Raw genomic sequence first — 17,308 nt, 5'->3', positions numbered from 1 at the left:
CGCCCAGCCGTCCCGTCATAGGGCAGCCGGGCAGAACCGCCGTCATGCAGCCTGCGGGACGTCGTCGATATCGAGCCCGTTACCAAATCCAGGCTGCGTACGCACGAGCGCCCGCAGCCGCTGATCGGCGCGGCGAAATCCTTCGGCCACGAGCCCCTTGGGCTTGCCATCGACATGGATGAGCTCGCCCGGATGCAGCGCGAAGTGCCCGCGCACGCCGTCGCGGGGAAGGATCACCGCACGGGCGGATCCTTCCGCGAGCCACAGGCGGCAAGCGCTGTAACTGTAGCAGGCACCATCACGCGGGACGAACACCTCGATCCCGGCGAGCACGAGGCCGTCGCGCATCGTCTCGAAAGCGAGGTGGATGACGTCGGTATCGAAGGCGACCGCGGCGCGGATCAGGCCCGTCTTGCCCTCGGCGGCGAGTGAATCACCCCCGGTAACAGCGACGCCGGGCTCCATCCTGACGTTCTTGCCCAGAAGCATCTGGACGGCGGCGGCGACATGGGTGCACAGGATCGTATTGTCGGTGGTCATTGCTTCTAGTCCTTTTTCCCTCCCCACACGGGAGACATGCTCCCTCTTCGAAGTTCCCAATTGAAGCCTTGTCGTCCCGCAACAGCTTTTTCGGGCCGCGCAGAACCTGACCTACCAGCGGAAGCGCACAGATTGCGCAGAGCTACCACTATCGGCGTCCATGGAAATCACCGCGTCGAGAACATGCGTGGAAAGCGTCGCGCATAATCAACGCGTCACCAGTCGTACTTCCAAATATAAATGGAGTGAACCAAGGTGCTTGCAGGACGATGTGACACCTAATTAATCAAGTGGAGTGAGGCGTGCCTAAATCGTGGTGATCACAGCAACAGGACAGCAACGGGATAACGGGATAACGGGATAACGGGTATTGCGCGATGACGAATAAGGGGGACGCGTCTGCAGCGCCGCCCGCGACTGGGCCACCCGGACCCTTAGGCAGATGGTGTGGAAGATGCGTTGGGATCACAATGTCGATTGAACCAAACTACATGGAGTTCGACGTCTCGGGACTCCCACGTAGTGAGCAGTTCGCCGCTTGGGCCTCCGCACTGCCAGCGTACACGGCGACCACGTCCCGACCGGAGCAAGGCTTTGAGGCTAAGGTGCGCGCCTGGTTTCTACCACCGATCGTTGTAACACTTTCTTCGATTGGCCCGGCGCGGTGTCGCCGAACGTGCGAGACCGCGGTACGAGACGGGCTTGATAGCCTGACCTTCCAGTTGCTGTTAGCCGGTCGGATGCGAGGGCAAGCAGAGGGAGTTCCCTTTCGGGCGGTGCCGGGCGACGTTGCGGTGCAGGACGCGGCACTCACATTCGAAAGCATCGCGACGCGGATGAAATGCGTAACCGTGACGATGCCGCGTGCCTTCCTGGATGAGGTGGCACCAGGGTTAGACGTTCACGGCATGGTTCTGCGCGATGGGCTAGGTGCGCTGTTGAGCTCCTTCCTGCGTACGCTGCCCGACGCTCTAGACGGAGCCGAACTTGAGGCCTCAGCTTCGGTGCCGCGACTGTTGCGTGACCTGTTGGCCGCTTCGCTGCCGGCTCATGCGGCGGCGGCTGCGATCGACGCGCGGCGACCCTTGCGTGACAAAATACGGCGCTACGTGGCTGCAGAAATGCACCGTCCTTTGTCGGTCGACGACCTATGCGCCGGCCTCGCGGTGTCGCGGGCCAGCCTGTACCGGGCCTTCGACGACGAGGGGAAAGGCAGGGGAGGCGTCATGGCCTATGTGCTGGAACAGCGGCTGCTGCGTGCGCGGCGATTGCTAACCGACCCGACCGCTTCTCGCTCGGCCGGAGAAGTCGCAGCCGCCACCGCATTTCGCGACGTGTCAGAACTAGGCCGCGCTTATCGACGTCGGTTCGGCATTACCCCAGGCGCCGCGCGCCGGTCCGATCATGCGAAAGCACCGCCCGCCGGTGCGGCTGAAAAGCGTTTTCGTTCTTGGGTAGAGAACGATCAACGCTGAGACATCACGCACCGTAATTAGAAACGCCATGCGGATAGCGCCGTACTGACCTACGAGCTAAACCTCCGCACCTGAACAACTTCCGCGCTTCCGCCAAAAAAACTTCGCCAAATAGAAGGAATTCGATCGTCACAGTTTAGATCGGCGCAACGTGGCAAAGGAGAGGGAAAATGAAGATGAAGAAAGCCGTTTTGTGCGTCGGAGCTTTCGTGGCGATTTGCATGGCGATGCCCGCCGCTGCAGCGACGTTTCTTGTGAACTTCAACAGTCCCAAATTTATTAGCGCCGGCCCGTTCTCCGGCTCAATGACGCTGACAACAACGGACATAGCAGCCGCCGACGGAAGCTATGCGATCATTGGAATAACGGGAAGCGGGATCTACAAGACGAAGACCTACATTTTTAGTGGACCTATTCTTGACGACGGGGCGAGCAACAAGATATTTGCAGACCGTACCGGTCAAGTATTTGATATTCCCGGGACAAGCTTCTCAATGACGTCTGGCTCATCTAAGCTAACCGGCAATATATTTTATTATAAGTCGACAACGAACTCTTACATGTGGGAGGTTGGCTCCGATAACGGCATCATAAACTCTTTCGCTATTCAAAAGATGGCCAGTGCAGTACCGGAGCCGGAGACCTGGGCCATGTTGCTCCTAGGTTTCGGCATCATCGGTGCGACCTTGCGTTATCGACGTCGTCCGGCGACGATCACTTATGGACCGCCCGCAGGCGGTTTCTGTTGATACATGTGGGCGGGAAGCTGCGCGTCCGCTGAACCTGCAGGGAAACTAGCGCATCCAGCCCTAGCCGAACAAATACGACCAACGGGCGATTGAGCTAGCGGTCGCGTTGGTTCGCGCAGATCCTACGTTGCACCGTAGCTATCCAATGCCCCGGCACTGCTTTTCGCTGACAGGCTACCGTCGAGGAGCGCCGCCTCACGAGAACCTATCGATCTCAACCGGCAGAAAATGAGCGCCTAACGCTCACTGGACGATTTGCTGACGGACTTTGGGCGCTCGGCCCTGTGTGCCGCCCGTCGAGCGCGCATACCGGACGCTGCAATGAGGCCGATCACTAGCAGGATCGCCACCAAAATGATGATTGCATAGAAGCCGTCGGGCATGGATCAACCTCAGATCGCTTGTTGCAGCGAGTGCTTGAACCACCGCGTTAGAAAATAGATCCGCTAAATCATTATAACATAGCGATATTTATGTCCATTCGACGGTGATGCGCGATACCGTGGGGAATACGAACGCAAGAGGCCCCACTTTCTTCGTGATAACTCATAAGGAGGCTGGGGTTTCTCGCTGGCCTCAATGGAGCGAAGCTGACGCCGCCAAGGCAGGTCCGCATACCGGAAGAGTGATCCTCGGCTCAGCCGAAGGAGATAATCCTCGGCTAGCGCGGAAGAAAGGTCTGCTCAATCGCAGAATTTGTCGATAGAGCCCTGAGTTTGCAATGGAATTCTTTGGAATGCGGGCAATCTGCGAAGGTGCCCTCCGCATGCCCACGTCATCATCCATTGCCATTAATATCGGTGCCTCCAGTACAGCCCTCAGCCAGAAGGCTTCGGCCACCCGAATATGGTGCGCAGCCATGGCGCGAATGGCGGCATGGGGTTCTCGCATGTGGATTGTGTCGCAATGCGCTTAACCTGCCGCCAAACGTCGGCGCGGCCGGCGTGAAACTAGAGCGTGGCTACCCTGCCGCGATTCTCGCGACCGGCGTGACACCGTCGGATTGCGAAAGTAGGCTTGTCCCACTTTGGGACGTCCGCTACCGTAAAGTAACGCAATGCGAGGGCCCGACAGGCCTTACCCAATCGGACGGCGCCGAGCGGCTCTTGCCGGCTGTTTAGTCCTGAGCCCACAAACGGCAGTCCGGTCGTTTGCGTCAGCCCATAGAGTTCGATAACGTCATATACTTCTGATATATAACGGTTAATCATTCGTTCCGACTCGCATCGTGCGAAGTTTGAAGGGACCATGATATGCCGTTTCCAAAAGCCCTAGCAGCTGCGATGTTCTTGGGGATCTTTTCAGCCACCCCAGCAAGCGCGGCAATCGTATTCACACAGGAGCCCACTGAATCTTTCGCGGGGACGGCCATCAATCGATCCGATGGACAGAACTTCCTGAATCAGTTCTCGTTAGGGGCGGCTACAAATCTGAATGGGTTCGATCTGCTTTCGTCGCTCACGGGAATTCAGGTAGGGCAGAACGTTACAATTAAAATCCGTAATAGCGTGTCCGGGGCCCCGGCGATCATGAATCTGTTCTCGTTCGCTAGCACCATAAATTCGACAAGCGGGGGTTTTCTCCAAGCTGACTTCTCTAATATCTTTTTAGGAGCCGGCACTTACTTTATTGGTATGTCCGGGACGGCTGCTAATATTGGTCAGGATATATTTCGCGATAGCTCGATTCCAGCGAAGGCGTACCAACTCAACGGCGATAACATCCAGTATGCGAGTGGTTTCGTGTCTGGCTTCAAGGTTCACGGCGACGTCGCAGTTGCAGCCGTTCCTGAGCCTGCAACCTGGGCAATGATGCTGCTTGGTTTCGGCGTGATCGGCTCGGCAATGCGGCGCGGAATGGGCAAGCCGGGCGAGCGGTTCACTCGCAAGGCACGGGCTAAAGCGACCGCTTAGGGTTCAGCGTTAAAGTATGAAAAGCCGCCGGGGCAACCCGGCGGCCTTTATGTACCCGGGGGTTTGCGTTTGGCCGACGCGATAAAGTCGATTGCCGTACTAACCTTCATAATTGCCCGCCCGTCCGGCCGCTTGGCGAACGCTACCGAACGAATTGAGTGTCCCGTTTTCGTTCGCCGTGACCTTAATGACGTCGATTGAACGCATTTGGATGTGCAGCTTCGAGCAAAGGCGCTGGTCGACTTACGACCCAGTTGAGGACATTCGCGTTGTCGGGCACATTCCGTCAAATACACGATTTGCGAACATTAAGAGCGACAATCCCGAGCGCTTCAAGCGAGCGGGGGGAGCCCGTGAAGCGCAAGCGTGGGAGGAATGCCGATGGCGCAGCGTAGACCTTGGTGATTGCGGCGGGCTTGGCAGCGATGGTGCTGGGATGTCTCGTGTGTTCGGGGTCCTCTAGAACCTGTCCCATACATGTCCGATCTGCTCCACCCAACCGATAGACGGTTGCGGACTACAGTGGCGCGAGAGCGCGAAGGTCCTAGCATACCGGGCGCTGTCGGCCTTAGTCGCTCCCTCACCCAAAGGTGGATAGGATCGGCAATCGCCGGGCACCGGGTTTGTAAGAAAGGCGTTCACCAAGATTCAGGGCAACTGCGATGTCGGCTTGCCACCCAATTTTGGCCATCGGTGCGAGCGAGAAAGCGTCGACTGCAAGCGGCCGGGACTGGTAACGACCCAATTTGAGACGTGAATGTTGCAGCCAGCAAGAGGCCCCACCTTCGCCGTGATTACTCATAGGGAGGCTGGGGCTTCTCGCTGGCCTAAAAGCCAAGGCTGACGCCGCCTAGCGGGTCCGCATACCGTAAGAAATGAATCTTCGGAGCAACCGAAAGATCTAGCCTTCGGTTGGCGCTCGCGGTTCATCTTCCTAACTGACATGAATGTCAACATGCTACTGGCCCTAGCGGGGGCATTTAAGGAGAATGCGCTTTGAATGCGTCGCAATCCATGGATCCCCAGATTGCTGCGATCCATGCCGAATTCGCTGCTCGATACGATTTGTTGGTGGCTGACTTCGGCCCGAGGGACGATACCAGAGAGACAGGCTATCAGCCCGTGTGACGCAAACGCCGGTGGAGATAATTCTCGTCGAAACCGGCGATCTGGACCAGCTTGACCGGGTTCAGAATGATGACGCTGCCACGCTTGATTGCCATTGCGCCCGCCAACCGCAGTTCCTTCAGCACCCGGTTGATGTGGACCGCAGTCATGCCTAGTGCGTCTGCAAGGACGACCTGAGAGAGCGGCAAGGCAAACTCACCATCGCCAGCCAGTCCGATGTTGCGCGCCCGCAGGTAAAGTTCACAGATTAGATGAGCCAGGCGTTCGGTGGAACTGCGCCTTCCCATACTGACGATCCAGGCCCGCATGATGCCTTCGTCCACGAGTTGGGCCAAATACATCGCCGATGCGATATTCGGATGGTCGCGCATTAACGCCTCCATCTCCGATCGGGATACCGTAGCTACCATTGCGGTGGTGACGGCTTGGATGCTGTGGTCCATCTCGGCCAACAACTTGATGTGCAGGTCGCAAGCATCGCCTGGCATCAGGAATGCCATGATCTGGCGCGCGCCGCTTGGCAGTATTTTATAGCGGCACACCCACCCTTCCAGCACCACAAACATGGGCCCGGTCTCATCACCTTCTCGGATAAGGTCCTGTCGAGCAACGTACCGGCGAGGACGGGCCGTGGCGGCTTCGAGCGCCGCGGCATCGGCCTCCGTCAAGTTGGCCAACCCACTCAGCTTCTGGACGAACGAGTTAGCCATAAGCCACTCTAACATATGATGTCTTGCAGACATATTGATGAATGTTATTGTCCAATATTGTTGTACATTGTGGTGATAGCCGTCGAATCGTATAGTGAGAGATCATCGTTGACAGGCTCCCTCAGGCGTCGGCGGCTGGGAGCGAATGCGTGCTCCCGCCTATTTTCAAAGGCCTTACGATGTCCATAAACGACAACCATCCGACACCGCTTGCGGCATCATCTCTCTCGGACGAAGTTCACGGTAAGGCGGCTCTGCTGCTCGTCGAAAGCCTTATTCACGGACTCTGCGAGAAGTCGCTATTGAGCAATGCGGACGCAGTCGAGATTGTGGAACGAGCAGGCAGCGTACAGTTCGAACAGGCAGAGGCAGCAGATGGACAGGGAGCGCCGTTGTGGCGATCCTACGAACTATTGCTGGCCATAGCCGCATCGCTCAGGACCGATGGCGGGACCGACCCTACCTCGCCACGCTTGGTACTCTGATCATGTGCCACGTGCTCATAATCGAAGATGAATGGCTGATCGCAGACTATCTTTCATACCTCGCAGAACGAGCAGGCGGAACGTCGATCGTAATCGCTTGCACAGAGGATGAGGCAGTCCTGTCCGCGCATGAGCGGCTTCCCGACATCATTCTTTCGGACGTCAACCTGTTCGCTGGAACCGGGCCGCATGCAGTCCAGACCATAATGTCGGACCTAGGGAAAATCCCGGTCATCTTCATTACCGGAAGCCCAGAGGCTTGCGAGCCGTGCGAGCCTCCTGGCGTTATACTGATAAAGCCAATCGACCCCGTGTGCGTAATGGATACGTTCAGACGTCTCGCCCACTTGTAGTCATTACGTGACACCATCGAGGAACCTGGCCCTTAGCCGTGACTGCCTAACCGACTCATAAGCTGGCAACGAACTATCGCTAACAACCTTTGGTCCAAAAGCAGCCCGACCGCTTTGCACCCGATTGCAGCCATTGTGGCTTCCATCGCCGCGCCGACAGCAGATGGGCGCTAGCGACACAATACCGGACATTTCCTCGCCTATTGCCCTTAGCTTTACACGCTATAGAAACCGACGCCGGTCGCAGAAGGAAAGCCAATGCCTGATTTAGAAGAGCGCACTAACCCCGTTGAGCTAGCCACCGAGCTTACGATCGCTTGGCTCTCGAACCCCAACACACGGGCGTCTACCGATGATGTCCCGGTCTTCCTCCGCAAGATGCACGAGGCCGTCGCAGCGCTCGGCTCTCCTGTCCCGGCACCAGCCTCTTTAGGGACTGAGCAACACGAATTCACTCCAGCCGTCTCGGTTCGAAAGTCTCTCGCATCGCGCGATCACATTATCAGTCTGATCGATGGCAAACCGTATAAGACACTCACTCGGCATTTATCGAAGCATGGCCTTACCGCATCCGAGTATAGGGCACGTTATGGGTTGAAGGCCGATTATCCAACCACGGCACCGGCTTACTCAGAGAAGCGCCGGGAAATGGCAAAGAAGATCGGCTTGGGTAAGAAGCCCGGGCAAAAGCGTGGCAAAGCTGCCGCCGCGCGGGAATAATTGGCTCTACCCGAATCCGTCATTCACCTCGTTCTCTTTATGTTCTAGAATGGGGTATGGATCGATTCGACACCGGGGTTATCTCCGCCGCTCTCCTCGCCGCACCAGCGTGGGCACGCATCGGGCTCACCGTTCGCGACCCACGCCTGCAAGAACGTGCGGCAACCGAGCTTGCGCAATCGGTGATTGAGAAGCTTGAGGGCCAAGACGAGGCGGACGCTAACCAGCTAGCCTTGTCGCTCTGATGTGGGCGCGAATGTTCGATTTCAGACCCTAGGCGCCTACCAGAAGCAACAGGCCAATATGCTGGTGGAGGGCCGCGCCTGCCCGAATAGGTCGGTACTTGACACGGAAGGGGCCCACCACGGCGAAGGGCGAGAGCGTGCTGATGGTGACCTGCAACGCCAACGGCGTTTACGAGCGTGACGAGCAACTATCGCCCCATTAAGGGGCAACCGCGCCGACATCCAGATGCCGACCTAGGTACGCACTGTATCTCGGCCGCGAGCTTCCAAATCACACCGGAGACTGCCACGGCAATTCGTCACCGCTCATGGACCGCGAGGCCTCAATTAACTCGTCGCTCGCGCTCTCCAGGGGCGCCGCGATCGAAGTGGCGTCGAGCGAATTAAGAAAGCGACCTACCCCTCGGGCTGAGGGCTGCACGGACGCCCGCGTGGTTCTCACATGGCGAGACAGTCTCGACCCTGCGCCGGCGGAACCATTCGCAAGGTCGCGGCATGAAGCGCGCCGCCGCCCCGTCAGCGCCCTCAAGCTTTCCCGCGGCCCAACCGGAACAGTCCCGGCGCGCGCGACCTGAGCTGCAGAGCAACAAACAAAGCGGTCGGCCAGAAAACGGTATTTGCGAAGTCGCTGAACGTGTCGTCCATCACCTGGCCATGACCGAAATAATCCATGATCTCGTTGACGATCTCAGCAAGGTACACAAAGGCAAGTGGCACCGGCGAGGCCAGCGAACGTCCGGAAATGACCCTTGCCAGAAGCAGGACGGCCATTCCGGCGTGGATGTGGAGCATCGCGTCATTCGCACCGATGCCGTCTCCGATCCATGCGGCCAAGTCTACGTAGATTTCGGAGGGGTTCATCGCCTCATCATAACGTACGATCGTGATCCTAGGCCATGGCCAAGTTTGGGACGGAGTGGGCCCTCCCCAGAGGCTGCCACACGAGCAGAAGATTACCCTCTCAGGCTTTTCAAGATAGAGAGCGCTGTATAATCCTTCCCTATGAGCGGAACGGACACAATCGAGCGCGCCCTCGATCTTGCGCGCAACAGCAGCTGCCGGAACGTGCAAGAGATCATTCGAACGCTTACGATTGAAGGGCACAGCGGTGTCGAGATGCATCTGGCCGGCCAGACGATCCGCAAGCAGCTCAAGACGCTGATAGCGCGACGCTGATTGCCGTTCGAAGACCGCACGGACGCGTTGAGTTAGCCGAGACGCAGGAAACCTGACGAGAGCACCAGCGCCCCGGCTACCCTCTTCGCTAGGGCGAAGACCGGAAATCGCCGCAGATATTTACGATTTGGTGAAGGCGATGTTTTTCCTGCGGGTCAGTTCGTTCGTTCCCGCGATGATTTGAGGGCAGCGGTCGCCTCGGCCGCGGACAGCATTCATTTCGAGCGGCTAATTCACCCCCCCAATATCACGTCCCGCGCCGGGACTCGCTTGAGCTAGGTTCCAATTTGGACCTGTGATAGCTTTGCCAGGCTCGCAATCCCTTTTCGAGCCAAACCGGACGGTGGTCGGGAGAAGTCTTCCGCCAAGAAGCTCTCTCGGCCACCACCGTTTCCTTTACCGGACTCAAGCCGGGTCAACGATATCCACCGCGCCACCGTCGGAAAGCCACGGCATCGTGATCTGCACGTCCGTTGGCCCGTCATGGGGTCGCACCAGCGCTTCGGCTTCCTCGGCGCCGCCATCAAGCCACTGGTCCCATACGTCAGGCTCAAGATCGCCGGCATCGCTTTCCGGTGGAATGGTGCCTCGCCGAACGACCGAACCTAGGGCGCGACGTTGCCGTTGCGTTAAAGCTGAATGAGCGGCGGGAAACGTGCGGCCCCAGCCCGAAAGCGGCCGGGCCGTAATCCGCCTAATCGCCAACGTTGGCGCGGTTGGATGCTCCAAAAGCGAGAGGTGGGAAACGACTCAGCACCATACATTCGTAGCGTCGGGCGGCGTCGCCATCTTCGACCATTAATTCATGTCGATCGGTTTGAACGCTATTCATGCCCAGCGCATCGCAAGCCAATCTCCTCCTTCCTGCCTGCGGTTTACAAGATGCCTTACCGCGATAGACTCCAGCCGCTCGTTGCGTGAGGGAGTGTCGTTCAATATGACCATAGCGAAATACGTGGTAGCCACAGTGTCTGCCATCGCACTGACATCGTGCGGAGAGACGGGCGGAGAGCTGGCGGCGGGTGCGGAGAATACCAATGCCATTGGTAATACATCGGCCCCAGCCGCCGCGGCGCCCACAGCGTCAACCTGGAACGGGGGTGCCTCCAAGTCACTCGACATTCAGGTGGCGCATCCCAACGGGGTGGTCCTGCAGGTCACGTCGCTGCAGTCGCGAGTGACGGACACCGCCGTTGGCATCCGCGTCATCAACGGGCGGACGCAAGAGGTCGACCTCAACCGCTTTCCAAACAATCGGAACGGCTTTCTCCTTTTGGAGAGTGGCGAGCGGCTGTACCTCTCGCCCCCGGTCAGCAACGCAAGACTGACGATACCCGCCGGGCAAACGTTCGAAGGCGAGCTGATCTTCCTTGGCCGGTTGCCGCCGGTACGCAGTGGCGTGTTGGTGCTGAACGAACAGAGTTCCGGCGACGCGCAGTATAGCACGACACCAGGCTTTCGCATCGACCTGCCACTGTCGGACGGCGCGAAATGACCCGAGCATGTTGGATAACGGCGACGATGACCGGGATCGCCGCTCTTATACTGTCGGGGTGCGACACGCTGGAATCGATCGGTGGCAGTGAGGGCGAGGCGATTGAGGCACAGACGACACATCGCAGTTCCGCGGTTTTGCAGGTTCAGTCGCTACGATCGTCCGGCGATCGCATTGTCGTCGCAGTCCGCATCCTAAACGGCCGCGACCGCGAAATGAAATTCAATGCGGGCACGGATCACAGCTACATCGTCACTGACTCCGGCGAGAAGCTGATGCTGGTCAAGTCGGCCACCAATCCCGGGCTGGCGGTACCGCCGGGAAAGATGATGGACGGACAATTGGTCTTTGCCGGCGAGTTGCCGAGGTCGGGGCAAGCCACGCTGATCCTGAATTCGCACGACACCGCCGACGGCGAATATACGCTCACACCCCGCTTGGAGGTGTTATTGCCGCTCGATGCGGCGGGGAGCGGCTCGGTCCCGGAGGTATCGGCACTCTCAAATATGCGGCCGGTGCCAGCATCGAAATTTGGGCGGTCGACAGGCGGCGGATCGACGTTCGGGCAAAGTGGGCAATCGACCAGCACGCTCAGGGCGATCGAGAAGCTGCGCTCGGATCTGGGTGCTGTCGACACCGACCGCGGCACGGTGGTGTCACTGCCGGGCGACGTCACGTTCGATTTCGACAAAGCGACTATTCGCCAGGAAGCCAGCACTACGCTAGCCCAACTCGCGCAGTTGATCGCCGCGGGCGCCGCCGGCGCGATCAAAATCGAAGGGCACACCGATGCCCGCGGCGACGACGCATACAACAAGCGGCTGTCCGAGCAGCGCGCCGAGGCGGTGAAGGCGTATCTGATCGAACGGGGTGTCGATGCCGGCCGGCTTGACACCATCGGACTCGGCGAATTGCGTCCGGTCGCGCCGAACGCAAGTGCGGATGGGTCGGACGATGAAAGCGGACGGCAGCGCAATCGCCGCGTCGAGGTGATTCTGCCGAAGGCGACGCCTTGATCACCAGTAATTGAAAGTATTTTTTCAACGTCAAGAAGGAGCGAAATGCAGCTGCTTCAGGGAAATATGTCCTTCTTTCTCAAAGCAATCGTCGCGCCTGAATGGCGACATTGTCCGGCGTGTTCGGGTCTTGCTAATGATAGCATCAGGGGAACCGATAAAGCTCATTCCCGTGGTCAAACCTTCCACGACACCAGCCGTCTCTTCGGGGAGGCTTGCGGGTAGTCCCATTTGCGGTCGTTCCAAGTTGCCTTGCCGCTACTCAACTCCGGACGCTTGTCCATATCGACGCGATGACCGCTTTTGCGAGCGGTTGCAGCAGCCTCCACGTCGTCAAGTGGGTGGGGGCAGACATTCCTCGAGCAGGTCAGCGAGCGCTATTTCTTGCCGGCAGAAACAAGCCGCAGCCGCTCGACCGCGCCAACGCCCTCTTTGCTCGCATAGGTTTCGCTGCGGATCGGGTATCCAGGCTCTGAAAGATCGAACCAGAGATCGTGTTGGTGGGTCTCCGAGGTGGGATCAAGGTCTGTGACATCATGGAGGGTGAAGTGCAGTCCTCCGGTGCCATGGCCCACCAGCTTGAGCCGTGGCTGATTGCCCTGAGGGCAGTAATGGGTCGCGAGCAAGGCTTTACCATCGCGATGGTATAGAGTCAGAGAATGCGGCTCTCCCCGTACCTCCCAACTCTCGACCAGCACAGTGTCACCAGCGGTCAAATAGAAGTGGATGCGAAGTGAACTGTCAGGATTGTCTGCTGGTCGCCAGACACCCACCATCCGAACCAGCTGAGCGAAGACTTCCTCTGCGTTGATCACTTTTTGTGTCGTGCGCGATTTCGCTAAAACTGTCTGGGCAGATGCCGGGCCACACAATTGGATGACGATTGCCAAAGCTATCAGTAGCCGCATGGAACCTCCGGGTCGGGATCAATGTGCCGCGGGGAACCGATATCCGCAATTGGGTTAGAGGCCGCCAGGCAGCCTCGCGAAACGCGAGGCCCACATTCGGCCATTCAGATCGCCCTTCGCGATCGCCGTGAAGCGGACGCCCATTCATATTGGTCCCGGGCGCAAAACCCATTAGTCAAATCGCGTCGCACGGCCGCCTGAGTAAAGCAGCTAGCTCCTTCTTCGGCTTGACCGCGTAGCGTGCCGGGCCGACGCAGTCGGAATGACCGATCCAAGAGCCACTACCTTGTCTCTGCTCGCGCGCCGCGAACTGGACGCGACACTCTGCCCGAGCGAGGTCGCGCGCGCGATCGCGCCAGACTGGCGCGGCGCGATGCCCGCAGTCCACGCCGCGATAGATGGGCTGGTTCGCGACGGGCTGGTACGGCTGAGCTGGAAGGGACAACCGCTGGCAACGCGATCGGGACCATACAGGATCGGTCGTCTCGACGCCGATTGAAGTCAGCATCCTCTCCCGCGCCCGTCGCCATTGCGCTATCGCGCGGCAATGGCGAGAAAGAAGCGCTACCTAACCGCGGCGATGGCCGACGGCTACGTGAAGACGATCGGCCCTACCGCCGCACCGTTCACACATTATTGGCGCATCGTCGCGCATCTGCACGACGGCAAAACCGAGGTGTTCTGGGGCCACGCCATCTCCGCGAAAGAGGCCGCGAGCAAGGCGGCGCTGACAGAACAGGCGGCTAGGCGGCACGGGTGGAAGCGCTTTGATTTCGAAGTCGTCGAACTCACCGAACACTGACGCCCTTCACCTGCGGGCAGGTCGATCCGGACCACAAGGGCGCCACCGCGGCAGCGTGGAGTTTCAGCGTGCCACCTTCAGTCGCGCCAGTTCTGCTGTGATCGTCGAGGCTAGCGGCGCCAAACCTGCGTATGGACGATCCGGTTGATTTTGCCCGGCTCGGGGCAGGGCATCGTAGACTGCCTGCCTAAAAGCTGAGTCGCCGCGAAGAGGCAGGCGCGACCCACAAGCGGACGCTCCTATGGCCGTTCCCGCTTTCCAGAAGCGGACGCTCGTTCATATTGGCCCTGCAAGGCCTCTAAGCGCCCCAATCTCGGTCGTTCGGCGCGCTGTAACGCGTCCCCGATTTACGAACGTACGCTAAGTTGAAGTCATTCGGCACAACTCGCTGGTCGACCGTATATTTTGTCTAGAGCGCTGGCCGCGAGCCGACCCAGGCCGGCTGTGCCCGCTGGCATGTCATATCGAGGAATGCCTGCCGTTCATGCGGACCGTAACCGACAGCGCCTCCTGAACAATACTGTCCTTCATTCGCACTAGGCTCGACAGCATCAGCACGACAAGTTCGGTCTGCCGGTTGGTCTTGGTCTTGAGATAGATCTGTTTCATGTAGCTTCGCGCAGTTTGCTCCTTGATGTGCATCGATTCAGCGGCTCGGCAAAGTGCCTTGCCCTGCGCAAGGTGACAGACGAGATCGGTCTCCACCGGGGATAGCTGATATAGGCGGCAAACGGGCGCTAGCATCTTGGCGGTGCTTAGTTGCGGATCGACGACGTACATGATGACCGCGACGTCCGACGCTTCGACTGCTGACGTTTCGGCGGCGACCAGCGAAACGATCAGCGGCGGACCCGAATCACGATGCAAGGCGAGCACTGGTGCGGACCGCGCTCTGACCGCGGACCGCTGCGCATTAATTGCCTCGACATGCTCGAGCGCCACTTGGAGACTCATGCTTTCCGCGATGATCGTTGCCGCGACCGAACCATGGTTACGCCGCAGGCCATCGCCCGTCGACAGGATTGTCTCCGCGGCCTCGTTGGCGAACACGACCTCCCCGCGCTTCGTTAGGAAGATCACACCCGTGTCCGTCTGGTCGAGCGCCGATTCGAAAATGCCGCAGCGCTGGCGCCAAATCCGGTTAGTCTGCCAGAGCTTGAAATAGCCGATCGCGAACGGATGCCGCTGGAGATAGACGTGTTCGGCCTTTTGGCGCTGCTCGTCGGTCGGGTTGTTGAAGTAGACGCTGATCACCAGCCTGCTGTGGCCTGCAATTGAGGCAACCGGAATGAGCAGAACCTCCTCGCCAAGGCCGTCGTCACTAGCGCGCCACGCATGCCTCTCTGGTTGCGCGCCCGTGCCGAAGCTACCGATCGTGTCAAAAATGGCCTGCTGCCGCTCGATGGAGATCGGACGATCGATGAACAGAACTGTCGGCGGATGCGTGCCGCCGGGGTGCGTCGTTAACACCGACGCACAGCCACCCAGGGTCTGGGTGACTTCGCGCATTACAGCGGCGAGATCGTCGACGTCTGGGACCGCATTACGCTCCATCCCGAAGTCCATCCCACTAACGGCCCTTTGTCTCTCCAGCATGCAGCCTCCTTGCATCGATAGTACGAATATCGAGACAGAAAGTCGCAGGAAGCAGGAATAGTTGATTGAGTTCGCCGCTTAATTGTCCGCAATCGGGACCGATTCGAAACTCTGCTAATTTTGAGCAATGATCGAGATTAATTACCCCAATATTAGGGGTGGTGTTGTCCAATCCCGGGGGCAGGGACTTTACGTAACCTGGGGCAGCGGCCGAACCTGCGCACGATTAGCTATGTGGGCGCCGCGGTGCCTTCCGCGGTTCGCTTAGCCGGACAAAGCCGGGGCGACCCCAACAGAGGATGTACCCCAATGAAATTCATTTTGCTCGCTTCGGCATCGGCCGCTGCGCTGACCTTCGCCTCATCGGCGAGCGCGCAGAGCACTAGCGCAACGACCCAATCGCGAGCAGGCGCAGCCGCTCAGGGCGATGCCACCAACAGCTCCAACAACGACAATTCGACAACCAATACTGACAATTCGGATCGCTCGACCTCGGGCGCCAACAGCGGTGCGCAGGTCGCCGCGAATAATGGATCGAACGCAGCCGACAACCGTGATCAGTCGAACAGTTCGACCACCAATACCGATCAGTCGGATCGTTCCACCTCGGGTTCGAACGGCGGCGCGCAGGTAGCCGCGAACAACGGTTCGACCGCGTCCGACAATCGCGATCAGTCGACCTTCAGCTCGACCACAAACACGGATCAGTCGGATCGCTCGACCTCGGGTGCCAACAGCGGCGCGCAGGTTGCAGCCAACAACGGCTCGAACGCCTCGGACAATCGCGACCAGTCGACCAGCACCACCAATCACGACACCGATAATTCGGATCGCTCGGCGACGACCAGCAGCGCCAGCGGGGCCCAGGTCGCGGCGAACAGTGGAGGTTCCGCGAGCGACAGCCGCAACATGTCGGACAATTCAGATCGTTCGACCACGGATAATTCGGATCGTTCGACGACCGACAATTCGGACCGCTCGTCGACGTATCACGACAATGCTGACCGCTCGACGACGAACACCGACAGTTCGGATCGTTCGACCACGACGACCAGCGCAAGCGGGGCCCAGGTCGCTTCGAGCGGCAGCGGCAGCGCAACCGACAGCCGCGACATGTCGTCGACGGACAATTCGGACCGCTCGTCGACATATCACGATAATGCCGACCGCTCGACGACGAACACTGATAATGCCGACCGCTCGACGACGAACACCGATAATGCCGACCGATCGACGACGAACACCGATAATTCTGACCGCTCGACCACGACGACCAGCGCTAACGGTGCCCAGGTTGCTTCGAACGGCAGCGGCAGCGCGACCGATAGTCGAGACATGTCGTCGACGGACAATTCGAGCCGCGTCGACAATTCGGATAACAGCGCGGTAAGCGGTGCGCAGGTCGCTGCGAACAATGGCGGCTCTGCGAGCGACAACCGGAACATGTCGACGACCGACAATTCGGACCGTTCGACGACGAGCACCGACAATTCGGATCGCTCGACCACCACGAGCAGTGCATCGGGTACCCAAGTTGCCGCGAACAACGGCGGGTCGGCTAGCGACAATCGCAACATGTCGACGACGAACTCCAGCCGCGCCACCAACAGCGGCACGGGTTCGGTTGCCAATGGCGGCGGCAACGCATTCTACGCCGACTCGTCGACGCGCCTCGATGGAACGGCTTCCGCAAGTTCGGGTGCGGCTGCGACAACCAACCAGTTCGGATCGAGCGCAGTGGTGTCCTCGGCCAATCTGGCGAGCTACGTCACCGGCGTGCGGGTCGACTACTCGGTTCCGAGCGGCGCGAGCGGTTCGGGCACGAACAACAGCCTCACCACGGGCGCCGGCGCCTTTCAAAACTATGCCGGCCTCCAGTCGCTCAACATGAACACCGGGGTCGGTGCATCGCAGAACTCGGCGGTGAATGTGAGCGTCTCGGCTGGTGCCATCAATCTCGGCGGTCAGTAACCAGAACGGGGCGGGGGGAGGCTTCG

General features: G+C 59.3%; 17 protein-coding genes. 12 read left to right on the top strand and 5 right to left on the bottom strand.

Annotated features, from left to right (window positions below; translation table 11 throughout):
• Nucleotides 1–42 precede the first annotated feature (42 nt).
• Nucleotides 43–540, bottom strand: coding sequence for a hypothetical protein (locus tag OKW87_RS08140; protein ID WP_265543781.1), 498 nt, complete (start codon nucleotides 538–540; stop codon nucleotides 43–45).
• 491 nt (nucleotides 541–1,031) lie between these two features.
• Here OKW87_RS08140 and OKW87_RS08135 point away from each other — a divergent pair, with 491 nt between their 5' ends.
• From OKW87_RS08135 to OKW87_RS08125, 3 genes are all read left to right on the top strand, one after another.
• On the top strand, nucleotides 1,032–2,015 hold the full coding sequence (locus OKW87_RS08135) for an AraC family transcriptional regulator (RefSeq protein WP_265543778.1): 984 nt from the start codon (nucleotides 1,032–1,034) through the stop codon (nucleotides 2,013–2,015).
• A 170-nt stretch (nucleotides 2,016–2,185) separates the two neighbouring features.
• Nucleotides 2,186–2,764 (top strand): PEPxxWA-CTERM sorting domain-containing protein, encoded by a 579-nt coding sequence (locus tag OKW87_RS08130; protein WP_265543776.1) that lies wholly within the window; start codon nucleotides 2,186–2,188, stop codon nucleotides 2,762–2,764.
• Between the two features lie 1,283 nt (nucleotides 2,765–4,047).
• Complete coding sequence (locus OKW87_RS08125) at nucleotides 4,048–4,677, top strand: PEPxxWA-CTERM sorting domain-containing protein (protein ID WP_265543774.1); 630 nt, start codon at nucleotides 4,048–4,050, stop codon at nucleotides 4,675–4,677.
• A gap of 1,115 nt (nucleotides 4,678–5,792) precedes the next feature.
• On the opposite strand, the gene OKW87_RS08120 is transcribed toward OKW87_RS08125, so the two are convergent.
• The gene (locus OKW87_RS08120) at nucleotides 5,793–6,515 is read right to left on the bottom strand and encodes a Crp/Fnr family transcriptional regulator (RefSeq protein WP_265543728.1); all 723 of its coding nucleotides are present in this window, start codon (nucleotides 6,513–6,515) and stop codon (nucleotides 5,793–5,795) included.
• 487 nt (nucleotides 6,516–7,002) lie between these two features.
• Between OKW87_RS08120 and OKW87_RS08115 the strand changes: the two genes are divergently transcribed.
• From OKW87_RS08115 to OKW87_RS08105, 3 genes are all read left to right on the top strand, one after another.
• A complete protein-coding gene (locus OKW87_RS08115; protein ID WP_265543772.1) occupies nucleotides 7,003–7,353 on the top strand; it encodes a response regulator in 351 nt (116 codons plus the stop codon).
• A 258-nt stretch (nucleotides 7,354–7,611) separates the two neighbouring features.
• Nucleotides 7,612–8,073: a MucR family transcriptional regulator gene (locus OKW87_RS08110; RefSeq protein ID WP_265543770.1), complete on the top strand. Its 462-nt coding sequence runs from the start codon at nucleotides 7,612–7,614 to the stop codon at nucleotides 8,071–8,073.
• A 56-nt stretch (nucleotides 8,074–8,129) separates the two neighbouring features.
• Nucleotides 8,130–8,318 carry a DUF6771 family protein gene (locus OKW87_RS08105; protein ID WP_265543769.1) on the top strand — a complete coding sequence of 63 codons (189 nt, stop codon included), beginning with the start codon at nucleotides 8,130–8,132 and terminating at the stop codon, nucleotides 8,316–8,318.
• 525 nt (nucleotides 8,319–8,843) lie between these two features.
• Here the strand turns inward: OKW87_RS08105 and OKW87_RS08100 are convergent.
• The gene (locus OKW87_RS08100) at nucleotides 8,844–9,179 is read right to left on the bottom strand and encodes a hypothetical protein (RefSeq protein WP_265543767.1); all 336 of its coding nucleotides are present in this window, start codon (nucleotides 9,177–9,179) and stop codon (nucleotides 8,844–8,846) included.
• A 141-nt stretch (nucleotides 9,180–9,320) separates the two neighbouring features.
• On the opposite strand from OKW87_RS08100, the gene OKW87_RS08095 reads away from it, so the two are divergent.
• The 3 genes from OKW87_RS08095 (at nucleotide 9,321) to OKW87_RS08085 (ending at nucleotide 12,005) form a co-directional block, all read left to right on the top strand.
• Nucleotides 9,321–9,494 carry a hypothetical protein gene (locus OKW87_RS08095; RefSeq protein ID WP_265543765.1) on the top strand — a complete coding sequence of 58 codons (174 nt, stop codon included), beginning with the start codon at nucleotides 9,321–9,323 and terminating at the stop codon, nucleotides 9,492–9,494.
• An 805-nt stretch (nucleotides 9,495–10,299) separates the two neighbouring features.
• Nucleotides 10,300–10,989 carry a hypothetical protein gene (locus OKW87_RS08090; protein ID WP_265543763.1) on the top strand — a complete coding sequence of 230 codons (690 nt, stop codon included), beginning with the start codon at nucleotides 10,300–10,302 and terminating at the stop codon, nucleotides 10,987–10,989.
• A 26-nt stretch (nucleotides 10,990–11,015) separates the two neighbouring features.
• Nucleotides 11,016–12,005 carry an OmpA family protein gene (locus tag OKW87_RS08085; RefSeq protein WP_265543760.1) on the top strand — a complete coding sequence of 330 codons (990 nt, stop codon included), beginning with the start codon at nucleotides 11,016–11,018 and terminating at the stop codon, nucleotides 12,003–12,005.
• A 377-nt stretch (nucleotides 12,006–12,382) separates the two neighbouring features.
• Here the strand turns inward: OKW87_RS08085 and OKW87_RS08080 are convergent, their stop codons facing one another.
• Nucleotides 12,383–12,913: a hypothetical protein gene (locus OKW87_RS08080; RefSeq protein WP_265543758.1), complete on the bottom strand. Its 531-nt coding sequence runs from the start codon at nucleotides 12,911–12,913 to the stop codon at nucleotides 12,383–12,385.
• A 262-nt stretch (nucleotides 12,914–13,175) separates the two neighbouring features.
• On the opposite strand from OKW87_RS08080, the gene OKW87_RS08075 reads away from it, so the two are divergent.
• Complete coding sequence (locus OKW87_RS08075) at nucleotides 13,176–13,412, top strand: DUF3253 domain-containing protein (RefSeq protein ID WP_265543756.1); 237 nt, start codon at nucleotides 13,176–13,178, stop codon at nucleotides 13,410–13,412.
• A 48-nt stretch (nucleotides 13,413–13,460) separates the two neighbouring features.
• On the top strand, nucleotides 13,461–13,715 hold the full coding sequence (locus tag OKW87_RS08070) for a hypothetical protein (RefSeq protein ID WP_265544052.1): 255 nt from the start codon (nucleotides 13,461–13,463) through the stop codon (nucleotides 13,713–13,715).
• A 459-nt stretch (nucleotides 13,716–14,174) separates the two neighbouring features.
• Here OKW87_RS08070 and OKW87_RS08065 read toward each other — a convergent pair whose 3' ends face one another.
• Nucleotides 14,175–15,224 carry a hypothetical protein gene (locus OKW87_RS08065; protein WP_265543754.1) on the bottom strand — a complete coding sequence of 350 codons (1,050 nt, stop codon included), beginning with the start codon at nucleotides 15,222–15,224 and terminating at the stop codon, nucleotides 14,175–14,177.
• 396 nt (nucleotides 15,225–15,620) lie between these two features.
• On the opposite strand from OKW87_RS08065, the gene OKW87_RS08060 reads away from it, so the two are divergent.
• Entirely contained in the window at nucleotides 15,621–17,282 is a 1,662-nt protein-coding gene (locus OKW87_RS08060; RefSeq protein WP_265543752.1) for a beta strand repeat-containing protein, read from the top strand.
• Nucleotides 17,283–17,308 lie beyond the last annotated feature (26 nt).

It is taken from the genome of Sphingomonas sp. M1-B02, from assembly GCF_026167525.1.
GTDB lineage: Bacteria > Pseudomonadota > Alphaproteobacteria > Sphingomonadales > Sphingomonadaceae > Sphingomonas.
This window is presented reverse-complemented; position numbering and strand designations above follow the sequence as displayed.

What these genes read in the sequence shown, in the direction of transcription:
- OKW87_RS08085 (WP_265543760.1), top strand. Translation starts at nt 11,016, where the DNA reads ATGACCGGGATCGCCGCTCTTATACTGTCGGGGTGCGACACGCTGGAA.
- OKW87_RS08100 (WP_265543767.1), bottom strand. Translation starts at nt 9,179, where the DNA reads ATGAACCCCTCCGAAATCTACGTAGACTTGGCCGCATGGATCGGAGAC.
- OKW87_RS08135 (WP_265543778.1), top strand. Translation starts at nt 1,032, where the DNA reads ATGGAGTTCGACGTCTCGGGACTCCCACGTAGTGAGCAGTTCGCCGCT.
- OKW87_RS08090 (WP_265543763.1), top strand. Translation starts at nt 10,300, where the DNA reads ATGTCGATCGGTTTGAACGCTATTCATGCCCAGCGCATCGCAAGCCAA.
- OKW87_RS08110 (WP_265543770.1), top strand. Translation starts at nt 7,612, where the DNA reads ATGCCTGATTTAGAAGAGCGCACTAACCCCGTTGAGCTAGCCACCGAG.
- OKW87_RS08060 (WP_265543752.1), top strand. Translation starts at nt 15,621, where the DNA reads ATGAAATTCATTTTGCTCGCTTCGGCATCGGCCGCTGCGCTGACCTTC.
- OKW87_RS08120 (WP_265543728.1), bottom strand. Translation starts at nt 6,515, where the DNA reads ATGGCTAACTCGTTCGTCCAGAAGCTGAGTGGGTTGGCCAACTTGACG.
- OKW87_RS08115 (WP_265543772.1), top strand. Translation starts at nt 7,003, where the DNA reads ATGTGCCACGTGCTCATAATCGAAGATGAATGGCTGATCGCAGACTAT.
- OKW87_RS08105 (WP_265543769.1), top strand. Translation starts at nt 8,130, where the DNA reads ATGGATCGATTCGACACCGGGGTTATCTCCGCCGCTCTCCTCGCCGCA.
- OKW87_RS08070 (WP_265544052.1), top strand. Translation starts at nt 13,461, where the DNA reads ATGGCGAGAAAGAAGCGCTACCTAACCGCGGCGATGGCCGACGGCTAC.
- OKW87_RS08095 (WP_265543765.1), top strand. Translation starts at nt 9,321, where the DNA reads ATGAGCGGAACGGACACAATCGAGCGCGCCCTCGATCTTGCGCGCAAC.
- OKW87_RS08065 (WP_265543754.1), bottom strand. Translation starts at nt 15,224, where the DNA reads ATGCGCGAAGTCACCCAGACCCTGGGTGGCTGTGCGTCGGTGTTAACG.
- OKW87_RS08075 (WP_265543756.1), top strand. Translation starts at nt 13,176, where the DNA reads ATGACCGATCCAAGAGCCACTACCTTGTCTCTGCTCGCGCGCCGCGAA.
- OKW87_RS08080 (WP_265543758.1), bottom strand. Translation starts at nt 12,913, where the DNA reads ATGCGGCTACTGATAGCTTTGGCAATCGTCATCCAATTGTGTGGCCCG.
- OKW87_RS08130 (WP_265543776.1), top strand. Translation starts at nt 2,186, where the DNA reads ATGAAGATGAAGAAAGCCGTTTTGTGCGTCGGAGCTTTCGTGGCGATT.
- OKW87_RS08125 (WP_265543774.1), top strand. Translation starts at nt 4,048, where the DNA reads ATGTTCTTGGGGATCTTTTCAGCCACCCCAGCAAGCGCGGCAATCGTA.
- OKW87_RS08140 (WP_265543781.1), bottom strand. Translation starts at nt 540, where the DNA reads ATGACCACCGACAATACGATCCTGTGCACCCATGTCGCCGCCGCCGTC.